Annotated in this window: 28 protein-coding genes; all 28 read right to left on the bottom strand. The window is 40.6% G+C overall.

The features are described from left to right. Window positions 1-165: 165 nt before the first annotated feature. On the bottom strand, window positions 166-1,017 hold the full coding sequence (locus tag FEZ08_RS01600) for an MCP four helix bundle domain-containing protein (protein ID WP_138189946.1): 852 nt from the start codon (window positions 1,015-1,017) through the stop codon (window positions 166-168). Window positions 1,018-1,032: 15 nt separating this feature from the next. Next, a complete protein-coding gene (locus FEZ08_RS01595; RefSeq protein ID WP_138189945.1) occupies window positions 1,033-1,251 on the bottom strand; it encodes a hypothetical protein in 219 nt (72 codons plus the stop codon). Window positions 1,252-1,283: 32 nt separating this feature from the next. After that, window positions 1,284-1,550, bottom strand: coding sequence for a type II toxin-antitoxin system RelE family toxin (locus FEZ08_RS01590; protein ID WP_138190132.1), 267 nt, complete (start codon window positions 1,548-1,550; stop codon window positions 1,284-1,286). Further along, complete coding sequence (gene relB / locus FEZ08_RS01585) at window positions 1,540-1,770, bottom strand: type II toxin-antitoxin system RelB family antitoxin (RefSeq protein ID WP_138189944.1); 231 nt, start codon at window positions 1,768-1,770, stop codon at window positions 1,540-1,542. The genes FEZ08_RS01590 and relB overlap by 11 nt, the downstream gene beginning before the upstream one ends. Before the next feature lie 46 nt (window positions 1,771-1,816). Further along, a complete protein-coding gene (locus FEZ08_RS12160) occupies window positions 1,817-1,963 on the bottom strand; it encodes a hypothetical protein (RefSeq protein WP_171014873.1) in 147 nt (48 codons plus the stop codon). Window positions 1,964-1,978: 15 nt separating this feature from the next. Continuing rightward, the gene (locus FEZ08_RS01580; protein ID WP_138189943.1) at window positions 1,979-2,209 is read right to left on the bottom strand and encodes a hypothetical protein; all 231 of its coding nucleotides are present in this window, start codon (window positions 2,207-2,209) and stop codon (window positions 1,979-1,981) included. 54 nt (window positions 2,210-2,263) lie between these two features. Next, window positions 2,264-2,944: a DUF2786 domain-containing protein gene (locus tag FEZ08_RS01575; protein WP_138189942.1), complete on the bottom strand. Its 681-nt coding sequence runs from the start codon at window positions 2,942-2,944 to the stop codon at window positions 2,264-2,266. A gap of 40 nt (window positions 2,945-2,984) precedes the next feature. Further along, on the bottom strand, window positions 2,985-3,128 hold the full coding sequence (locus tag FEZ08_RS12155; protein WP_171014872.1) for a hypothetical protein: 144 nt from the start codon (window positions 3,126-3,128) through the stop codon (window positions 2,985-2,987). Window positions 3,129-3,348: 220 nt separating this feature from the next. Further along, a complete protein-coding gene (locus tag FEZ08_RS01570) occupies window positions 3,349-3,699 on the bottom strand; it encodes a hypothetical protein (protein ID WP_138189941.1) in 351 nt (116 codons plus the stop codon). A gap of 167 nt (window positions 3,700-3,866) precedes the next feature. Further along, complete coding sequence (locus FEZ08_RS01565; RefSeq protein WP_171014871.1) at window positions 3,867-5,285, bottom strand: hypothetical protein; 1,419 nt, start codon at window positions 5,283-5,285, stop codon at window positions 3,867-3,869. Window positions 5,286-5,441: 156 nt separating this feature from the next. Further along, entirely contained in the window at window positions 5,442-5,795 is a 354-nt protein-coding gene (locus FEZ08_RS01560; protein ID WP_138189939.1) for a hypothetical protein, read from the bottom strand. Continuing rightward, complete coding sequence (locus FEZ08_RS01555; RefSeq protein ID WP_138189938.1) at window positions 5,796-6,650, bottom strand: DNA polymerase; 855 nt, start codon at window positions 6,648-6,650, stop codon at window positions 5,796-5,798. Window positions 6,651-6,656: 6 nt separating this feature from the next. Continuing rightward, on the bottom strand, window positions 6,657-7,199 hold the full coding sequence (locus FEZ08_RS01550; RefSeq protein WP_171014870.1) for an NUMOD4 domain-containing protein: 543 nt from the start codon (window positions 7,197-7,199) through the stop codon (window positions 6,657-6,659). Between the two features lie 9 nt (window positions 7,200-7,208). Then, the gene (locus tag FEZ08_RS01545; protein WP_138189936.1) at window positions 7,209-7,397 is read right to left on the bottom strand and encodes a hypothetical protein; all 189 of its coding nucleotides are present in this window, start codon (window positions 7,395-7,397) and stop codon (window positions 7,209-7,211) included. A gap of 1,449 nt (window positions 7,398-8,846) precedes the next feature. Continuing rightward, window positions 8,847-9,404: a DNA-3-methyladenine glycosylase I gene (locus tag FEZ08_RS01540; protein WP_138189935.1), complete on the bottom strand. Its 558-nt coding sequence runs from the start codon at window positions 9,402-9,404 to the stop codon at window positions 8,847-8,849. Window positions 9,405-9,481: 77 nt separating this feature from the next. Beyond that, on the bottom strand, window positions 9,482-10,186 hold the full coding sequence (locus FEZ08_RS01535) for a GntR family transcriptional regulator (protein WP_138189934.1): 705 nt from the start codon (window positions 10,184-10,186) through the stop codon (window positions 9,482-9,484). A gap of 88 nt (window positions 10,187-10,274) precedes the next feature. After that, a complete protein-coding gene (locus FEZ08_RS01530; protein WP_138189933.1) occupies window positions 10,275-11,234 on the bottom strand; it encodes a dipeptidase in 960 nt (319 codons plus the stop codon). Between the two features lie 2 nt (window positions 11,235-11,236). After that, entirely contained in the window at window positions 11,237-12,391 is a 1,155-nt protein-coding gene (locus FEZ08_RS01525; RefSeq protein WP_138189932.1) for a M20/M25/M40 family metallo-hydrolase, read from the bottom strand. Between the two features lie 20 nt (window positions 12,392-12,411). Continuing rightward, window positions 12,412-13,560 (bottom strand): NAD(P)-dependent malic enzyme, encoded by a 1,149-nt coding sequence (locus tag FEZ08_RS01520; RefSeq protein WP_138189931.1) that lies wholly within the window; start codon window positions 13,558-13,560, stop codon window positions 12,412-12,414. Window positions 13,561-13,572: 12 nt separating this feature from the next. After that, window positions 13,573-14,100 (bottom strand): FumA C-terminus/TtdB family hydratase beta subunit, encoded by a 528-nt coding sequence (locus tag FEZ08_RS01515; protein ID WP_138189930.1) that lies wholly within the window; start codon window positions 14,098-14,100, stop codon window positions 13,573-13,575. Window positions 14,101-14,113: 13 nt separating this feature from the next. After that, window positions 14,114-14,944, bottom strand: a complete 831-nt coding sequence (locus FEZ08_RS01510) for a fumarate hydratase (protein ID WP_138189929.1) — start codon at window positions 14,942-14,944, stop codon at window positions 14,114-14,116. 13 nt (window positions 14,945-14,957) lie between these two features. Next, window positions 14,958-15,623: a copper homeostasis protein CutC gene (locus tag FEZ08_RS01505; protein WP_138189928.1), complete on the bottom strand. Its 666-nt coding sequence runs from the start codon at window positions 15,621-15,623 to the stop codon at window positions 14,958-14,960. Window positions 15,624-15,636: 13 nt separating this feature from the next. After that, window positions 15,637-17,028: an aspartate ammonia-lyase gene (locus FEZ08_RS01500; RefSeq protein WP_138189927.1), complete on the bottom strand. Its 1,392-nt coding sequence runs from the start codon at window positions 17,026-17,028 to the stop codon at window positions 15,637-15,639. Window positions 17,029-17,092: 64 nt separating this feature from the next. Continuing rightward, window positions 17,093-18,049, bottom strand: coding sequence for an isoaspartyl peptidase/L-asparaginase (locus FEZ08_RS01495; protein ID WP_138189926.1), 957 nt, complete (start codon window positions 18,047-18,049; stop codon window positions 17,093-17,095). A gap of 17 nt (window positions 18,050-18,066) precedes the next feature. Beyond that, window positions 18,067-19,362, bottom strand: a complete 1,296-nt coding sequence (locus FEZ08_RS01490) for a PTS sugar transporter subunit IIC (RefSeq protein WP_138189925.1) — start codon at window positions 19,360-19,362, stop codon at window positions 18,067-18,069. 312 nt (window positions 19,363-19,674) lie between these two features. Continuing rightward, window positions 19,675-20,472 carry a TraB/GumN family protein gene (locus tag FEZ08_RS01485; RefSeq protein WP_138189924.1) on the bottom strand — a complete coding sequence of 266 codons (798 nt, stop codon included), beginning with the start codon at window positions 20,470-20,472 and terminating at the stop codon, window positions 19,675-19,677. Window positions 20,473-20,576: 104 nt separating this feature from the next. Next, complete coding sequence (locus FEZ08_RS01480; protein ID WP_138189923.1) at window positions 20,577-20,891, bottom strand: DMT family transporter; 315 nt, start codon at window positions 20,889-20,891, stop codon at window positions 20,577-20,579. Next, entirely contained in the window at window positions 20,888-21,232 is a 345-nt protein-coding gene (locus FEZ08_RS01475; protein WP_138190131.1) for a DMT family transporter, read from the bottom strand. Before FEZ08_RS01475 ends, FEZ08_RS01480 begins: the two co-directional genes overlap by 4 nt. Between the last annotated feature and the right edge of the window lie 144 nt (window positions 21,233-21,376).

Below are 21,376 nucleotides of genomic sequence, written 5' to 3'. Positions count from 1 at the left end.
CCTCTTCTCTTGGCACATGGCCATTTTTGTATAACAAAAAAAGCAACGCCGTTGACGCTGCTTCTGCTCCCCTATGGTGGAGCTTTATTCATTTGTCTCATAATTATTCCTCACTTTATTCAAAATAAAAAGCAGTCACTTATGACTGCTTTTTTATAGTATAAATTATGGTTTTGGCCACCAATCTGGTTTTCCAGTTCCACCACATGTTTCTCCACCAGCAACCGGCCGGCATTCCGTATTGCTTCCTCCGCCATCTGTTCCACCAGATGTGCCACCACCTTGGGTGCCACCTCCACTACCGGCTCCACCAGTTCCTGTCCCAGTTCCGCCGTTATACGTTCCGGTTCCACCAGTTGGAGCTGCTGGCATATTGTTTCTTGTCCATTGGTCAGCATTCGCATACGCTTCGCTGACAATGCTCATATTGGCCCATGCTTCATCATATTTCCCAACTGCAATCAAATCAGTGACGATTTTCTTTTGCTCGGCTACATGTTTTTGGTGATCTACGCTATATTGGTTTTGGAGTTCACCAGTTTTGCTGTTAACAATATTAGTTAATGCTGTTTTTTGAGTTTCTGCCAGTTTTACTTCAAATGGTGATTGCTCACCTTTAAAAGTATCCAGCTGCTTTTGAACGGTATCAACTTGCGCTGCCACTTCAGCAATATCAGCATCAGTGTAATTATTTGTATCAACCGTACTTATAATAACAATGACTGGAGTGTCAACTTGTAGTGTATCAATAACTTGTTGTTTTTCATCAGCATTTAGGTACTCCAAATCGTTGACGGTTTTTGTATTGTCAGCAATAAGTGTCGAAAATTCATCTTGTTTATCTTGGAGAATTTGTACTTGTGATTTATATTGTGCATTCAACTCTTGTTGTGCTTCATACACAGAATAAAGATTATATCCGTATACTCCACCGGCTGCAACTATTGCGATAATCACTGTTGCAACTACTCCAATAATTATTTTTGATTGTAAACTCATATCCTTAATTTTTTGCATCGTTGTTCACTCCTCTCATTTAATACTTTGTTCAATCGATGTCTTAAAATTGTTAATAACAAATAGTTTTAGTAAAACACTGATTACTGCCAGCGTTACGCCACTTGCAGCAAGCGAAATTTGAATAAATCTCATTGTAAAGCCTGGTATATTCGACATAAAGATTGATAGTATCGATATTGTAATACCAACTATACTCATCGCATTTGTCCAGTTCCGTAATTTCTTCTCCATAGTATCCGCTCTTTTCCATAATTCCTCATCAATTATTTATAGATGTCTTTTCGATGGCCAATATTAATGATAATGATCAATAAGCGCTCATCAACAAGCTCAGTAATAATTCGATAACTACCGATACGATATCTCCAGTAAGCCGACTTATTCCCTTTTAATGCTTTGCCGCTTATTCGTGGATTTTCACAGTTTTGCAGGTTTTTCTTTATCCAGGCCATCAGCAATGCTTGTTGCGGTTTATCCAGCTTCTTGAGCTCCTTAATGGCCGTTTTAGTAAACTCAACCTTATAAAACATCTTCAAGTCCTAACGCAACCGCAACATCATCGAAACTGCTGTGCTCTTCACCATCTTTATTTTGTTCATAAGCTGCAATGGCTTTTAAGTCGAGTTCATCCTCAACTTTTTCAAAAAATGCCTCTTTCAATACTTCTGACATATCTAAACCATGCATTTTCGCATATTCGCTTATGAATTTTTTTTCTTGTTCACTCACTCTTAATGATAAGTGTGCCATAACAACCACCTCTTGTATTACATTGTAACACGTCATTATGTTATCGTCAATGCTTACGGTTGGTTTTATGTGTCATTTTAATGTACTCGATAGCTGTGCGATAAGTATCGATATAGATCAAAAACCAAATAATCATGAGAATGAGCACCACTGCGCCACCAACTGGCAACAAATAATCGTAAATCCTCTCCATATTAATCACCTTTCATCAAGCTGGTATACTGCAAACATCAGAGAACTTCTCATTTTCTAGTGCCTTAATGTACTTTTCCGGCATATTGGTTCTCAATGCCCTACTGATATCGCTTGAAAATATATAGTTGGTTTTTATTCGTTTCTTACGTTCAGCATTTTCTTTGGAGATCCAGTAATCTTTCTGCATATCTCCCCGGCCGACTAAGTATTCACTGCCAACCATAATCACATACATGTCACTCAATATCTATCATTCCTTTGTCATTAATTATATCAATTTATACTTTTTTCGCAATATTTAGTCTAATGTCATAAATTCGCGACCATCAGCTCGTCCTTGACCATATGCATTGGTTGAGCGAATTTGAACGCGACTTTTGGTATTTACCGGGCTAAATTCTTGCTGCATGAGTGTGTATTGTTGTTCTACAAGCTCGTTTTTGACAAGCACCAGCCCATACTCTTGTACTTGATGCGAGAACCGTATCTGCACGCCATGAACAAAGCCGGTTAAGAACTCAATTCTGGCCCGTTTCGGATATTTTCGCCGGGCAATCGCTCGACGATTCTCAAGTCTAAATTCCTGCCATTTCAAGTTTGCGGTATGAATCGCTAGTTCAAACACTTCGCAAGCAACAGCTGCATCATCATCAATGCCAAAAAATGAATACGTCTTATCAGGATTTCCTCCGAAAAATCGTTGTTGATCATTTTGATACACATAGCAACGGAAATTATTCGCGATCACATGGGCCAATTGCCACATCCATGAGGGATGTTGTCTCCGTATTTGGCTATTTGCATGACCGGTTATTATTTCAAGCGGTCGCTCTTCAAGTTCCGTTTCCCGAATATTATATTCTAACTGTAGTCGCTGCGCCATTAACATCGCACTCTCTGCCTCATAAGCATTTGGATTATCCCGAGCTTTTACGAGTATTTTTTTGACTTTTTCAACAAGTTTTTTACGTTGTTCCATTGTTTTCAACCTCCTAGATTGTAATGAGTAACAGAAATGCTCAGGCAAATAGTGCCATTGCGATTGCCGCAGTCAGAATATAGAGTATCGGCCGACAAATCAGCATTACAAGCTGTTTACAGTCTTGCAGCGCTCTTTTGTATTTAAAGTTGAATGGTTTATTATTAATTTTGATTGTAATCATTGTCAATTCCTCCAAATGTTTTGTATTTTGAGGACGTATATGCTACAATAATATTGGTTATTTGGGTGTGCATATACATCCGGCAGCGGCGTCCACCGCTGCTTTTTTTATATTCCTGATTTTGAGAGGTCTCTAGAAGCGCTCAAAGTGGTTAGTTATCCAACTCCACAACATTCGATGCCTTCTAGCGGCCTCTTAAGATTACTTTTCAGTAGCTAAATCAAGTTACATCTGAATTAGCTGCTGCAAATGTAATCTTATCCACAATAAAAGCAAGTGTACCGAACACACTGCTGATGAATACTCCAAGCAGCACACTATAAAGTACAACCCAAAGCAGAGGTCTTGTAATACTGGCAAAGAAATATCCGGGTGAAAGATACACCCAAAATCCTTTATCCCCAATCACTACAGTTAACCACCAATAATCAATGATAAGATTCGTCAAATGGTAGGCACCAATTAAGATACCCACAAGTCCCGCCAGTAGAAGCAAGAAAATCAGAATGCCAAGTAGTATAATGGCTGCTACCTTCACTTCTTCTAACAATACGTTTCCTTTATTTTGCATACAATCAATCCTCTCCGCCAGTTTGTGCATGGGTAATCTATTAATCTAGGGAATAATAGCCCTTTTTTAGACTATCCAATATTTTTAGCTATATTTTACTTATCTTTTTTGTACCCCTATTGTTTCGGCAATATATGCCATTTATTAGACTATGAGGGTAAAAAAAATCAATAATTCAAATTGTACACGGTCCGTCGGCCGACTTTTTCCCGGTACACCAGATCATTTGCCTCGAGGAGCGCAAGCGTCTCTGATAACTTCCGGATACTCGTTAGCCCACATGCCTTCATTAATTGCTTCTGCTTAACGTTTTCTAATCCATCATGCATTTTTAGCACTGCCATTAATTTAAACGCCTTAGGGGCAATAACTTTGCCCTCAAAGAGTTTTATTGCCAGTGTATCGATTGAAATATACTGCAGTGTTCGATGATGTTCTCGGATCCGAATGCCGTCCGGTTCTTCAGTGATGATTTTAAGCCGTTTTAAGCGCTTGAGAACGTTAAACACCGTTGCCCTGGATACTTGTGCCTCAAATACCAATTGCGCGGTATCTATAAGCCCATATTTACGTATCAGCAGCAGTATGTAAATATCATTACCAGTCAACTCCTTACCATGCTCACGAATGATTTTAGCCGGTAGTTTGTAAGAGAACTTTTTGGTTTTAATCTGCACATACTCATGTTCACTTGCAGCCGTTGGTACGTGGAGTTGTAAATATCCTGGATGCAAGGTGTTCAGCTGCTCGTATCGATACAGCCAACCTTTAATCATTCTGATCAGTTCTGCATCCCGCAGCTTCGGTCGGAAATTGTTTCGATTGACTTGTCGCATAAAATCGAGCACATACGGATAATCTTTACCTTGCTTCTCAAAGTACTGAGTCATAAACCCGACTGCATAGTTCCGCTCACCTTCAGGAATGATACATGTGCTAACAATATCGAATAGTTCATCGAGTGTAAGCTTATCAATGTTCGGTCGGCGCATCTCAGGTGGCCGTGGAACGTATTTAGGCACGTATCCGGTTGATAATACCTCATTCAATTGATTGTAGAAGGCTTCTGTTTCATAGTACGTATCAATGACCGAGATAATCGATGCTTTGGTGCCACTCTCCTGGTTCATTGTTCCTGGCAAGCGCATCACCCGGTTTTTATTGATTGCTTGTTTATCTGCTCCAAGCAGCTCTGCTAGTGGCTCTAAAAACAAGCTCACATTAGCAGTCGGTTCCTCAAGCAGCCAGTACACGTGGAATGAGCTTGCCGATCCGGACCAAATAATGATATTCGGTGGCGGCAATGCTGCAGCACTAATCCGGTAATTAATCTCTTCGAGATCAACACGATCAAAGTCCAAGAAGATTGCTCTTGAGTGCAGCGTCTTACGTTTACTCATTTCCCAAGTCTTGAATGTTGCTGGTGCTACCCAAATATCATGATTATCAGTAACAACAAATGTATCAATATCTTCTAGTTTGGTGAAGTATTGTTTCCCATTGCTCTTCTGAAATCCAATTGCACCTTTCATATCGTGAAAAAGCAGCCGAAGAAAATGTATCTGCTGCTTTGACAAGTTGGCCATATACATCTCTCCAGTCTGCTTATTTAATTATTCATTTATTCATGTTCCTGAAGACGCTATAACGAAGTGGAAAAAATAACTACATTTAGAGGTTCGTTATAACGCCTTCAGGAACAACAAACTAAATACTTAGCTTGTATTCCCAAGTTATATTGTTTAGTCAAGTTCATCCATAGCATCATTTATAAATTTCTTTACACTAGCCATTTCATTACTTAAATTTTCAAAAGCATCAAGGATATCTTTAGCTGCCTCCAGATGTGAAAGCGCGCTTCTCATAGATATACCTAAAACTTCATTATCATGTTCTAAATTTCCGACTTCTTCTTGAAGTGATTCAAACTCTTCAGGAGTACCATTCCTTTGAAAGAACTCAATAATTTGATCACTATCAAGCATCTTATAATCACACGAACTACAACCCCAATACATGATTCCCTTCACAGGTGTTTCCAGTGAGCAATCATACATGTTCGCTTGACACTTTGGACATTCAGCGGATGCTGCCATCTACACCACCGCCCGTTCATCAAACTGCTTATGATTTCCAATACGAATAAGATATGTCCGGTATTGTAATAACTCCTCAACAATTGGATGCTGTCCTTGCAGCTTCTTGAGTAAATCATTAGTAATTGAATACTCGGTACTACTTTCCTGGTCACTTACCAATTTGAGCTTTTCAAATAGAACTACTCCAACTTGTTTATCTGACTGAATGTTAAATTCTGTTCCCGCACGACTGAATATACTTGCTTCCAGTTCCGGAATCTTATCCAAAGCCTCTTGAACGATAAGTTCTGAGCATGCTCGTTGTAAACCTACATAATAAGCAATTAAGTTAATATCGAGTTCCTGTCCATACTCACAAATGCAAGATAAGTCCTCTGAATCAAGGGTATACCATACATTCACTGCATCTGCAGCTAGTTCTACTAATCGCTTCCAATCGAATTCATGAGTAATATCTTTTGAGTGCGTCATTAGGTAATCATAGAAAGCTGGGATTGACTCACTTCCATAGTAAAGTTCCTCTTCATCAATCTCTTGTTTCCATTCACGCAGATGTTTGCGCGCAGTTTCAATATCAAAACTAAAAGTACCGTGTTGTGCACATACTAGCTTACCAATAAAGTAATCTTTAGCGTATCTAGCTAAATTATGAATAGTTGCAGATTCTGTTAATCGAAATGTTGCAGTTCCAAGATCACCGGTTACAAATACATTAGATCCATCTAAAACATATTTCACCGAATACATTCGGGTACCTGGTTCTCTCCACTCGATCACTTGTATGTTTCCTTGATATTCCATAGTTGCGGTATGATTTTCAAACCAATTGTTTATTAATGCTTCATTGTTCATCTATCTTCACTCCTCAATATAATTGATGCCGCGACTTTGTCGCACCATGCCAACAATGCCCTGACGCTCTTCAAACGTGGCTTTTCTTAATGGGTATATTGGCTTTTTAATTTTATTGTTTATTGTATCCAGAACTGTTTGATAGCTCAAATGTAAATATCTTCCTGCTGATCGTGCACTAATAAAAAATCGCTGTTCCTGATCTGACTCATAAACAACGATATCTGCCTTTTTCTGCAAGCCGCCAAACATTTTGCCATTTTGCTTATTTGACAGCAAAATTAAGTTATCAAGTTCATACCCCAACCGGCAATTCTTTCTTCTTACGTATCCGCCTTCAGGTATCGGTCCGTTAAAAGCACTCCAGACTAACTTCGACCATGAGGTCTCAACCATCTTTCCTTGACGCTTTACCTTAACGACTTTTTTGCCTCTTTTATGATAGCCCGTTAATAATTTATCCTTACTTCGATATTGCCGCTGAATTTTGCCAGTATTACTGGCTTCATAAGTCACATCTAATCCAGGAATCTTTTTCCAAATTTCCATATTCATTCCTCACTCCTGCAGCATTGCTGCTTCCAATTTATCCTCCAGCTGAATCAATTTCTTTCTATGGTTGCTATAAGTTGTGATTGCAGTAACATCAAATGGATTAGTAGTCCCACTCGCTGCTTCAACTGCAATTCTATTTTGTTTCACTGTTTCAGCAAGAATGGCGAATTCATGATGTGTAAATTGAATCATAAAAACTACCTCCTCTTTTCCGTCTCTGGGATTGTATCCCTGCAGCATGTATCAGAATATCAATTATAAATGGGGGGAAGATAGAAAATTTTACATTACAGAGTTATGAGATGAAGCTGCGCACTGCCAAGGGCATCAGCTTTAACAAATAGATATTTTTTATAAAATAAAGGGTAAACAAAAAACAGCTCAAATGAACTGTTGCATTTCAATTATCTGATACATACTGCAGGAATAGCAATCATCTAGATTGCATTCCCTAACATTACAATAGCTAACACCGACATGTGCCCGCTAAATGTAATGGATCCTTGTTGGCTTCAAGTTCCCCACTTTAAACTAACCCGGTAATGTGGTCCGGACAATGCTTAGTTACATTGAAACTGTTTCAACTCCTGGATCGTCACTCCAGTACACATTTGTGATTTGGTTATTATTTACATACCTCACCATAACTCTTGAAACATGCTGTTATTAATCAAAAAATTGCATCTGATTAACTTGGTATCTTTATTTAATTTTCCAAGACCAACTTTAATCATAATTTCATAATTTCCTAGTGTATTCACTTGTGATTACCTGCCCTTTTCTGATATAATAATAGTAGTCATTATTCAATAATGGCATACAGGAAATTAGATTTTCCTGTTGGTCGGAAAGCTATATTTAGATTCACGTGTCGAAGTGGGAATCTTTATATAGCTTTTTTGTTTTGACCTTACAGGATGGCAGATACTATGAACTTCTGCCTGGTGGTTGTAACCACCTATGAATAGTCTAACTCTCTAAAATCTAAACTATCCATAGCAAGCTACAACTTGCTACTTTTATTTTATTACACAAAAAATCCTAAGCGACTTCTTCCTTCTTTCCTTTGAATACAAAATTGTTCACTATAAGCTTCGCCTGCTTGTTAAGTGTAATTAAGTTCCGAAGGAAAAAATCGCTTAGGATTCTTCCTATAATTATTTATTATTTTTCCGCTGGCGAAGCTTCCTAGAACAGTTATATATTAACTGTACAAAACTATTGTACTCCGCCCTCTTCAGGATTTCATATATGAAATACATTCGTGAAAGAAAGCGCTATTTTTATTGTTTCAGGAGAAACTAAGAAAGAGGTCGCTGTAAACAGCAGCCTCTTTCACATTGAACGAAAATGAAAAAATGATTTTTAAATTAAATTAATATATCATAATAGTTAAGTGGTGATATTAGATAAACCCGGAAATGGAGTGGTCTGATGGAAACAGTCCTTATAACAATATTATTGTTAATAGTATTGATTCGAGTAATTGACAACGATAATGATTAGTAGTGTTAATACCACAAAAAAAGAGAAGCCGGCTAGGGCTTCTCTTTTTTTGATCCGATGGATCAGTCCTTATTCTTTCTCATTATATCAGAGCCTATTCATATTTTCAAGCATTAAAATTAAATTATCAAAAAATTATCTATTTTCTGTATGATACGGGCAAGCAATAATATGATCATCGATGACACCACAAGCTTGTAAGTATGAATAAATGATTGTTGGCCCAACAAAATTACAGCCACGTTTTTTCAAATCCTTGCTGATGCGTTCTGAAAGTTCGCTGGTTGCCGGCATCTCACTCATCGAATTCCAGTGATTGATTATCGGTTTACCGTCAGTGAAATGCCAAATATAATTCGATAAACTGCCAAACTCTTCTTGGATTGCTTTTACCGCAATTGCATTTTTACGAATTGCCTGCATTTTCAGGCGGTTTTTGATGATATCATAATTGACAAAGATTTCTGCTGCTTGTTCATCATCAATCTGGGCACAATAATCTAAATCAAAATTCTTCAGTGCTGCCCGGTAACCTTCGCGCTTCTTTAATATCGTCAGCCAAGACAAACCAGCTTGGGCACCTTCTAAAATCAGCATCTCAAATAAATAGCGATCATCATGCGATGGCACACCCCATTCAGTGTTGTGATATTCTAATTCAAGCTCATGACCTTCTGCCCATGGACAAATCATACTAACGCCTCCTTTTGTTATTTGTATTATACCATTTTCTAAAAGAAAAAAACGACTTCCGCAAGCGGAAATCGCTTTTAAACATTTCTCTGAATTGTACTATTGAAGCTATAGTACTCATGACGATAATATGAATACGAAGCATACAATGGCCGGCTGTCATTCAAATAATGGGTGACCTGCACAAATAAAATCGGTGCCTGGCGATTCACCTGCATATGTTTGGCAATGGTTTTATCCGCGCCAATTGCCTCAATCTTATAATTGGCAAAAGCAATTGTATATGACATTTCATTTTCCAAATATTTAAACAATGATTTTGCCTTTTCCTCTGGCAACTCATTGGTATACTCAAGAGGAATAAAATCAATCTCATAAATATAAACTTCGCCGCTAATTAAACGTAAACGCTCAACCCGATAAACTAACTCGCTGGCAGAAATATTCAGCAACTCCTGCACCTCATCATTCGGCGCTACCAGCTCATTACTCAAAATAATCGTATCCGATTCTTTGTTCTGCATCTTTGCCGATTCCGAAAAGCCAATCAAACCGCGCGAAAAACTTTTTATTTTCTGACCGGTCACAAATGTTCCCTTGCCCGGCTTCTTGGTAACCATATTTTTGCCAACCAAAACATCAAGTGCCTGACGTACCGTCATACGTGACACCTTAAACCGCTCAATCAATTTATTCTCTGATGGCAATAATTCCTGTTGCTGATAGACACCTTCATTAATTTCCTTAATCAGCTCTTCTGCAATTTCCTCATAACGCTTCATTTATACACTCACCTACTACAGAATATTATAGCAAATTAGTGAAAAACAACAACCCCGGGGCACACAAGGTGCCCCGGGGTTTCGTCTACTAACCAAGTTGGGCTTTAAAAAAATCAGCGAAGTTTTGATAACAAATTTTTTCTATCTCTGTTTTTGAAAAACCGTGAGCTTCCAATAAAGGAATCACATTCGGCGCATCTTTTGACGACTTCAAGTCTTTAGTCAGAGGTTTACCGTTCACCATATCGCCATAGAGATAGTCACAGAAATCAAAGCCAAAACCAATATGCTCAACACCAATTTTATCTGCAATATAAACCAGATGACGCATAAAATCATCAATGCTTTGGTTTGTATCCGCTAAAAACGTGCGCCAGGCATTGAGCCCGATAATTCCTCCCGCTTCAGCAAGAATGCGCAACTGCTCATCTTTCAGATTTCGCGGATGATTATACACACTCCATGCTGCTGAATGCGAAACAATAAATGGTTTAGTGGCTGTATCGGCTACATCATAAAAGGTTTGCTCATTGGCATGCGCCAAATCAACAATCATATGCAAGCTTTCCATATCGGCAACCAACTGTTTACCGGCCGCAGTCAGGCCGCGGTCATTTTCAATGCCCGCGCCGGCAGCAAAAGCATTTTGTTCGTTCCAGGTGAGTCCGCCATGGCGAACACCCATCTGTGCCATCAAAAATAAAATATCGTAATTAATTTCTAAAAACTGCATACCTTCAATACCAAGAATCAGGCCAAGTTTATCATTCTTTTCAATATCGTGTAAATCCTGCGCAGTCGTAATTAACTGCAATTTATCTTTATGTAGCTGCACCTCGCGACTCATTGCCTCCATAATCGCAATTGCTTGCTCATACTTAGCCATAACTGTATCGCCCTCGGTGTAAATGACGAACACGCCAACTTTAGTATCTCCGGCAAGTAAGTTCGGATAATGCTGTTGCATAAAAACCGAACGGCTGCCTTCGGGATCAACTTCAGCTACATGAGCAAATGTATCTAAATGGGCATCAAAAATTTTCATCATTCTCACTCGCTTTCCAAGTATGTTTTATCTGCATAACTGGTAATCAAGTGTACCAGTCGTTCCGTACATTGTAGAAATATATCAATGTTTAAAGCTTCTTCAGTTGAATGCTCATTTTTTGAACCAACTGTCAGCACCAACCCTTGAGCATCAAGGCGTTCAAGCAAAGCTGATAAGTCAGTGCCGCCTTTAGACCGTTTGCTTCTGGTTGGAATTCCTAAATCAGCATTCACTTTTTGAAAACGGCGAATAATCGGCGCATCATCATTGAGTCGAAATGCCTTCATGCGCGTTTCGACTTCAAGGGTATATTTTGCCCCGAAATGGTTCGTCACATTCGATAATACTTGTTCAATGTGTTGCAAAACATTTTGCGCTTCATCATCATCGGCACTGCGAATTTCGAGCTCAAAGCGAGCAAGCTCAGGAACAACATTGAGTGGCGAATCACAAAATAACTTGCTAATATTCACTGAGGTTTGCTCCGACACCTTCATCAATGGCATCTTTGTAATACATTCAGCTAATACTTGAACTGCCGATACGCCCTGTTCCGGGTGTGTTGCAGCGTGTGCTGTTTTACCATGAATTTCACCTTTTACCACATAGCTGCTTGGCCCGCCAACATAAGCGTCGCCCACTGCCGGACCGCCATCAATAACATAAATATCTTCGCCGTTCAACAGCTCAGCATCAACATGCTTACTGCCAAGCAAACCAATTTCTTCACCAAAAGTAAAGAGCAGTTCCAAGGGCGGGTGCTCAAGCTCGGCATCTTGCAGCGTGCGTACAGCTTCAATTATTTGGGCAATTCCACCCTTATCATCAGCACCAAGAATCGTATCGCCTTTTGAAATAATCCACTCACCACTTGCGTCAATAATTGGTTCAATGCCATTCCCGGGTTCAACCGTATCCATATGGCTGCACAAAATAACTGTTGGTAAGTCGGCATTTCCCGGCACTCGCACAATCATATTACCGGTGCTGCTGCCAGCAACCAGCTTGCGACTCTTAACATCTTCAACAACTTCAAAACCCATATCAATAAACAATTGCCGCAAAAATTCGGCAAATTGCTTTTCTTGCAAACTCACACTATCAATGGTCACTAAATCCATAAATGTATTTATTGCCCGTTCACGATCAATCATCATAAAACGCCTCCCAGAATAGACTATCCTTGTTTAGCTGCGGCAGCAACTGCACGAGCAACCTGTTCAGTTAACCCTTCGGTAAACGGTGAGGCAATAACATAATCCTCCCGCAAATCAGCATCATCAATCAAATCAGCAATTGCATAAACAGCTGCCATCTTCATCACCATAGTAATTTTCTTCGCGCCAACATCTAAAGCACCTCTGAAAATTCCCGGAAACGCCAGCAAATTATTGATTTGGTTAGGAAAGTCGGAGCGCCCGGTGCCGACAATGAAGGCCCCGGCCGCTCGAGCGGCATCGTAACCAATTTCCGGTTCAGGATTTGCCATAGCAAAAACAATCGCCTTATCATTCATCGCGCGAATCATTGCTTCCTTGACAATACCCGCTGCTGAAACACCAATAAAAATATCAGCGCCAACAAAAGCCTGCTCAAATGTTGTTCCCGCAACACCATTAGTCAACTCAGCAATTTCTGCTTGCAGGAAGTCATTAGCTGGGTTTTCAGTAATAACACCATTAACATCAAAAGCAACAATATTGCGGCAGCCAAAAGTGTGCAATAATTTAATAATACTGCTTCCCGCTGCGCCGGCACCGCTGACAACTACTTTACAATCAGCAAGTTGCTTTTGTGCCAACTTCAAGGAATTAATCAAAGCTGCCATAACCACAATTGCCGTTCCATGCTGATCATCATGAAATATTGGAATATCTAAAGCTGCTTCCAGTTCACGTTCAATAATCACACAACGTGGGGCAGAAATATCTTCAAGGTTAATGGCTCCAAATGAAGGCGCTAGCATTTTTACAGTTTGAATAATCATGTCGGTATCTTGGGTATCAAGCACAATTGGCACGCCATTCAGGTTAGCAAAAGATTTCATCAGCAATGCTTTCCCTTCCATAACCGGAATCGCAGCTTTGGCACCAATGTTGCCAAGCCCTAAAACCGCGCTGCCATCACTGATAACTGCTACCGTATTTTGGCGCCAAGTATATTCAGCAACCAAATCCGGATTAACAGCAATTTCTTTACAAGGTTCAGCGACGCCAGGTGAATAAAGCAACGTTAGGGTGTCTTCATTCACCGGCGGTAAGATTTCTATACCTAACTTACCCTTATACTTTTTATGAATCGCCAAAGCATCATTTTTATAATCCATTATTTTTCTCCTTTATTGAAAGATTGTATTTCCTTGAACGTCATTAGCTACGAATACTTCAAAATTTTCTACCTCAAGGCGATACAACGCCTCGGCACCAAGCTCTTCAAAAGCGATGCACTCGCAGGTCTTAACAAACTGCTGTAAATATACTGCCGCACCACCAACCGCTATCGCGTAAACAGCACCGTGCTCTTGCAACAGTTGCTCAACATAAGGTGCGCGCTCACCTTTGCCAATAAACAACTTTACACCAAGATCCAACATCATTTCGGTATACGGATCCATTCGCGCACTTGTTGTCGGTCCGCAACTGCCTATCACTTCTTCACCAATCGCTGGCGATGGTCCCATATAATAAATAATCTGATTCTTCAAGTCAACTGGTAACGGCAACCCTGCCTCAAGCATTTCGCCAATCCGTTTATGAGCAGCATCACGAGCCACATAAATAGTCCCGCTAATCAATATTTTTTCACCAGACCGTAAATCAGCAACCAATGCTGTATCAAGCGGCGTTATCAAATCTCTAGTCTTCATATATGCCACCTCTCTACAACACAGCCGTCAAATGACGGGCAACATGACACTGAATATTAACCGCAACCGGCAGCGACGCAATATGACACGGAAAACTATTCACCTTAACCGCCAGCGCCGTAGCAATGCCGCCAACACCCATCGTACCAATGCCAAGCTCATTAATAGCACGCAACAATTCCTGTTCCAGTTTTTTGTCTAAAGGATGGTCCGCTTCGTCCGAGAGCGGCCGAAGCAGAGCCTCTTTGGCAAGCATTGGCGCCTTCTCAAAATTACCACCAATACCAATACCTACTATCATCGGAGGACAGGCTTTGCCCTTGGCCGCCTTGATGACCTCAAGCACATAATCTTTCACACCATCAACTCCGACACTAGGCGATAACATCTTCATGCCGCTCATATTCTCACTGCCGGCCCCTTTCGGCGCCAAACTAATTGTCAGCTTATCCCCGGCAACCAACCGCTGATGAACAATCGCCGGTGTATTATCTTTGGTATTCACCCGCTCCAGTGGATGACCAACTACCGACTTACGCAAATAGGTGTAGCCTTCGGCTACACCAGCGTTCACCGCTGCCTCAATATCAAAATCAATGTGCAGCTCCGTGCCAATTTCCAAAAACACAACCACAATACCGGTATCCTGGCATAAAGGTAATTGCTTCTCCCCGGCAAGCTTATTATTAATTACAATCTGTTGTAACATCTCATGCTCCAAACCAGATGAAGCTTCAAACTTTGCTTCCAATACTGAAACTATTTCCGGCTCGATAGCCATATTGGACTCCTGACATAATCGCGCCACCTGATTGACCACTGTATCATAACTAATTGTCCGCATACGAGTCATCCTTTCACACTGATAATAATTCTTCAATAGCAGTTATTGAAATATCTTCATCAATTTTACCATGAATTCGGGCTAAACTGCCAATATGTATTGACGTTATGCCACTTTTTTTCAAATTAGCAAACACTTCACGGCTAACGCCGCCACCTGCAAGCAGACGCTTGCTGCTCTGTTCTTGCATTGCCAACAAAGTCGCAATGTTCTCACCAATCGGTTTACTAATGCCACCGCTCGTTAAAATGCAGTCAATTTGTGGATAAGCCTCTAAAACCCGTACTGCTTCAACTTGATTTTTGCTGTAGTCAATCGCGCGATGAAAAGTGAGCGGTTTAGCGGTCACTTTTAGTATTGATTCGATAAGTTCTTCATCAACAAAGCCATCGGCAGTCAACCCGCCAATCACATAGCCATCAATATTCATCGTTTCCACTGATTCGATGAAACGCTGCATCAAGCCAATTTCACGGCTATCATAAACAAAACCATCATTGTGAAAACGAACCATTATTCGAACCGGGATAGTCGCAACCGCCAAACATTCGCGAATTGTCAAAATATCCGGACTTAAACCATCTCGATCCATCGCTGATACCAATTCTATCCGACTCGCTCCGGCTTGAGCCGCCAACTCAACATCCCGTGCTTCTAAACCAATAACTTCCAAAAACATTGCATCGCATCCTTTATCGTATCTCTGTCATATGGTAAACATTCAATATTTCATCCAGCTGAACTTCATCAAACAAGTGCTCTTCCAACAAAATTTCTCGCACTGAAACCCGGCGCGCCAACGACTCCTTAGCAATACTTGAAGCCCGATCATAGCCAATATACGGAATAAGTGCGGTAGCTACTCCGGCACTATGTTCAGTAATTAAAGAACAATTTTCGCGATTTGATTGCAGTCCGGTTAAGGCCTTTTCTGTTAAAGTATCGATTGCCTGAGTCAATAGCGAGATTGACTCAAGCAATGTTTTCACAATCACCGGTGCAAAAACATTTAACTCCAACTGCCCCGCCTCAACTGCCTTACTCACCGTCACATCATTGCCAATCACACTAAAACAAACCTGATTGACTACCTCAGGAATCACCGGATTCACCTTACCCGGCATAATTGACGAGCCCGGCTGCACCGGCGGCAGAATAATCTCCGCCAATCCGCCGCGCGGTCCTGATGCCATCAGCCGCAAATCATTGCACATCTTTGAAAGGCTTACCGCACAATTCTTCAGCGATGCTGATAACCGCGTGTAGTAATCCGTATGTCTGGTTGCATCAACCAAATTACTCGCCGGCAAAAAATAGATACCGCTCAATTCATTAATATATCCGGTAACTAATTCAATATAGCGGCGACTTGCAGTAATACCGGTACCAACCGCTGTAGCACCCATATTTAAAACATGCATATCACTTAAAGCAAACTCAAGATGATTCAGTTCACGCATATGCACACTGGCGAATGCTGCAAACACTTGACCCAGACGAATCGGCACTGCATCTTGCAAATGGGTCCGCCCAAGCTTAATAACATCATCAAACTCTTCCGCCAAATCAAGCAAAACCGCAATCATCCGATTCATCGCCAAACCAAGCACCTCCGCTTTCCAAATCAGCGCTAACTTCGCCGCCGTTGGCACCACATCATTTGTTGACTGTCCCATATTCACATCATCATTTGGATGAACCAGCGAATAAGACCCTAAAGCAAATCCCGCCAATTCGTTGGCACGATTTGCAATAACCTCATTAACATTCATATTAAAAGACGTCCCGGCACCACCTTGAATACTATCAGTTACAAATTCATCATCGAACTTACCAGCCAAAATCTCATCACAAGCTTGTTCAATAAACCGGCATTTCTTCAAGGAAAGCGAACCAACTTCGTGGTTCGCTAATGCTGCCGCCTTCTTCACAATCACAAGTGCATAAATCATCTTTTTATCAGCACTCACTCCGGAAATATTAAAGTTCCGTTTCGCACGCTCGGTTGCTATTCCATAATACGCCATTTTCGGTACCGGAATTTCACCCAAGCTATCTCGCTCAATACGTACTTCTTGACTCACAATACAGCCTTCTTTCTCGTACTCTTACATTCTTCTCCGTTGCAACACTTCAGTTTGCCGAAAATTAATCTTCTATTTTCTTATGACGTTCATCATAATAAGCTTGCATCCATGCCTCATCAGCTAAACGGTGCTCGCCATGCTTATCAGTCAAATAAACCGTCGGACGCATATCTTCACCCATAACTACATAAGAAAATTCATCTGTGTTTGTTGCAGCACCAAAATTGCCATCCTTATCAACACACACAACTGAGATATCACCGGCAACTCCGCGATGGCGAACTAATTGCGCCGTCGCCTGACTCACTGCTTTATCCACAGCATCCTGCGCCGTCATTCCCGCTTGCATAAACAGAACGGTTTGAAAAGAAACACAAGTCTTCATAATATCTTCGCCAAGTCCAGTCGCCGCCGCAGCGCCCGCTTCACTATCAGCATATAATCCCGAACCAGAAATCGGTGAATCACCAACACGACCGGCTTTTTTCATAAAAAGCCCGCTGGTTGACGTTCCGGCTACAATCGAGCCTTCCTGATCCTGCGCCATAATACACACCGTATCATGACCATCATATGGCGCCAAGCCCTTCTCAACGATATCTCGTTTACGAATCTGCCAAAGCTTTTCAGCCCGTTCAGTCAACATTGGCTTCTGAGCGAAACCTGCGTTTCGCGCATACTCCATTGCGCCCTCACCAACCAAAAAACTATTATAGCGCTCAACACTTAATTGCTTAGCAATCCGAATCGGATTTGCAAAATCTTCAATTCCGGCAATTGCACCAAATGCTAAAGTATCGCCATCCATAAATGCAGCATCTAATTGCACAACACCATTTTCATTTGGTAAGCCGCCGTACCCTACTGATTTATAAAACGGATAATCTTCAACCGCCTGCACTAAATCAGGAATAAACTCACTTGCGCGTTTACCATCACGAATTGCCGCTTCATGCTGCACAAATCCTTCTAAAGCCATGCGCCATGTTGCAATAGCCACCCAGTTTCTTTTTCTCATGTTCAATCATTCCAATCTTATTTTTCTGCAGCAGCTAATTCGTTCTCCTGCTTCACTTGTTGTCTGTCAATAAATAAAATAAACGGTAAGTAAATGAGTCCGGCAATAATCAGATTGACAATCTGCATAACTGCGCCACTCCAATGCCCGGTAATAATAAAGCCACTGATTACCGGTGGTGTTGTCCACGGGATAACTACCCCGGTTGGCCGAGCCACCAAACCAATAGCCATTGCTGCATACTGTGTAACAACCATAACAATTGGCACAACGTTAAACGGAATTAACATAATCGGGTTCAAGATAACTGGTACCCCAAACAATACCGGCTCATTAATATTGAAAATTCCCGGTGCTACTGATAAAGCACCAATCATACGGTTTTGTTTACCCTTAGCTACTATTAGTATAACAATTACCAGTGCTAAAGTAACCCCGGCACCGCCCATCCAAATCATATCGTAAAATTGTTCAGTAACAATATTAGGTGGTGTTTGACCTAATTTTATAGCAGCCATATTGATTTCTTGGTTTTCCAGCCAGAAAGGACGTAAAATACCATTAACCAATGACCCACTATTAATTCCGACTGACCATAATAACGAAATCGCCACTACTGTCAGAATCGCACCAACCAATGACGTTCCAAAACTACGAATTGGTGTTGCCAGCACTTGATAAATTAATTGATGGAAAGTCCCAAATGAAGTCATTGCAAAACCATTACGCACTAACAACATCACGATCATCATTACTAACGCTGGAATAATTGCCGCAAATGATGCTGATACTGCTGGCGGCACACCCTCAGGTAATTTGATAACCCAATTTTTTCTTAAGAACAAACGTAAAACTTCGGTTGATATAATGGCAATTACCATACCAACCAATAAACCTTTACTACCCAGCCATTCCATTGGCAATACCCCACCAAAAGTATCAACGCTTGCTTGAGGAGTAATTGTCAGAAAACATATAACTGAAAGCAAACCAGCTGAAATACCCTCAATCTCATAAGAACGTGCTAACTTATACGCTACTAAAAATGAGATAAACATTCCCATGAACGGAAATGTTGCCGCAAATGAATACTCAAGATATGTTGACCAGTTCTCTCCAATAAAACCTGCCATAAAATCTTGGTATGCAGGAATCGGAAATGATGTAACAATCAAAAACAACGATGCTGCAATAATGAATGGCGTGAAGGTAATGAAAGCATCTCTAATCGCGCCAATATAACGATTTCGTCCTACCCATGCTGCTACCGGCATTAAAAAATGTTCCATCACTTTTTCAATAGACTCTAACATAACATATACCTCCAAATAGAATTTTTTACGGAATTTCCTGTATCCGCTTACAAGAAGCATAACATACATTTTCGAACTTGTCTAGAGTAGTTTGCAAAAAAAGATAAAAAAAAGACCACCGTCATCACTCGGTGGTCTTTGCAGATGTAGCAGGTATAAATCAAGACTTAAGGGGGGAAAAGTAGAATTTAAACGTGCATACAGTTGCGTAGTCTATTGACTAGCAAAATTATTATAACGCAACTCTTTTTACATGCAAAGAAATACGCACTAAATTTTTCATTAGTGAAAACTAGTGCGTTTTAGCCTTATTTATTGTACATTTCCAAGCAATTTATCAACCGTAAAACCTTGGTTCTGCAGCAGCTTTATCAAGCCATCATAACCATGTAAATGACCAAAGCCTACAGCTATAAATGGCTTGGCATCATTCATTACCAAATTGGCAATAATTGGCGTCCAAGCTTTGTTGCGGCCGACAGTAATATTTTCAGCAAGCTCATTTATCTGTTCGGTAAGTGTCGTTGGATTATCATTGATATAGGCCTGATAAATAACTTCAATCTCATCTGAAACTGTTGCTTGAGGAATGATTGAACGAATAATATCATTTGCATCACTATCCGGATATGCACCGGCAACCTCATTAATTTGAGCATCAGCAGTTTCCAGACCTACTCCAAGTAAATTATTTTGTTTTGCCAAACGCTGCAGCTGCAAATCAACACCATAGAGCATTGATTTCCCGGTTTGCTTGTAAGCAAGTGAAGTAAAGAAAGTGGCTATATACCATGGACGATAGTTTTCAAACTCAGTAAGTTCTAATTCATACTCTTCAGCGCGTTCAAGTAGATACTCAAACACATCCGGTTCTAATATATCCGCAATAACTGTTCCTGGTTCAAGCATTGCTTCGTCTTCCATTAACTCGCCGGCTGATCCGGTTTCTGTTGCTGACATCTCGGTAATCAATTGCTTACTCTGTGCTAAAGTATTTACAATAAACTTTGGCAACGGATACATCTGCTGACTGCCCAGATGAATCGTTCCCATTAAGTATCCGCAATGACCAAGGCGCTCAATTTTATATATTGGCCAATTAATATCCATAGCCGCCTCCTAAGTGTGTCGGATGATACCAGCCGCCCGTCAAACGGGTGGTATCATATTAGTTCTATATAAACACTTTCAGCAACAATTGTCAATCTACTCTGCTAGCTTGCCAGTTTTAAGCCAACTACTCCGGCAACAATCATTGCAATACATAATAGTTTAAGCGGTCTTGCACTTTCCTTGAAAAAAAGAATACCAACCAGCACGCTGCCGAGAGCACCGATGCCGGTCCATATTGCATACCCGGTTCCTAGTGGAATAGTCTCTAAAGCAACTGATAGCAGCCAGAAACTACACACCATGCAAACAACTGTTAGTACTGAAAACCATAATTTTTTAAATCCATCCGATAACTTCAAAGTAATAACAAACCCGGTTTCAAATAATCCGGCGGTAATTAATAATAACCAACTCATACTTGTTCAGCCTCCTCTTTTTTAGGATTATCGCTTAATTTCAAGCCAATAATGCCTGCCAGCAAACAAACCAATGCCAAAATCTTCCAGATACTGACACTCTCATTCAAAAGCACAATGCCTACAATTGCAGTACCGGCAGCACCGATACCGGTAAAAATCGCATAGGCCGTACCAATTGCAATTTTCTGCATCGCCTTAGCAAACAAAAAGAAACTCACAATAATAAAACCAATCGCAATAACACTGGGCAGTAGAATCGTAAAGCTATGCGACGCCTCCAGTTCAAAAGCCCAAACCAATTCGCAAATTCCGGCAATAATTAAATACAACCATTCCATAAAACTCATTCCTTTCCAACAAAAAAAGCACATCTAAAAGATGTACTTCAAAGTTCTATACTTTGCATATTTTCCTTGCACACGCAAGAATTGTACGTGCCGGCACATTGGGGCGCGTAACAACTATCATTATACCTCACCCAA

Origin of the sequence: Culicoidibacter larvae, from assembly GCF_005771635.1 — a bacterium.
Taxonomy (GTDB): domain Bacteria; phylum Bacillota_I; class Bacilli_A; order Culicoidibacterales; family Culicoidibacteraceae; genus Culicoidibacter; species Culicoidibacter larvae.
The sequence above is the reverse complement of the archived record's forward strand: the minus strand, read 5'-3'. Positions and strand labels throughout refer to the sequence as shown.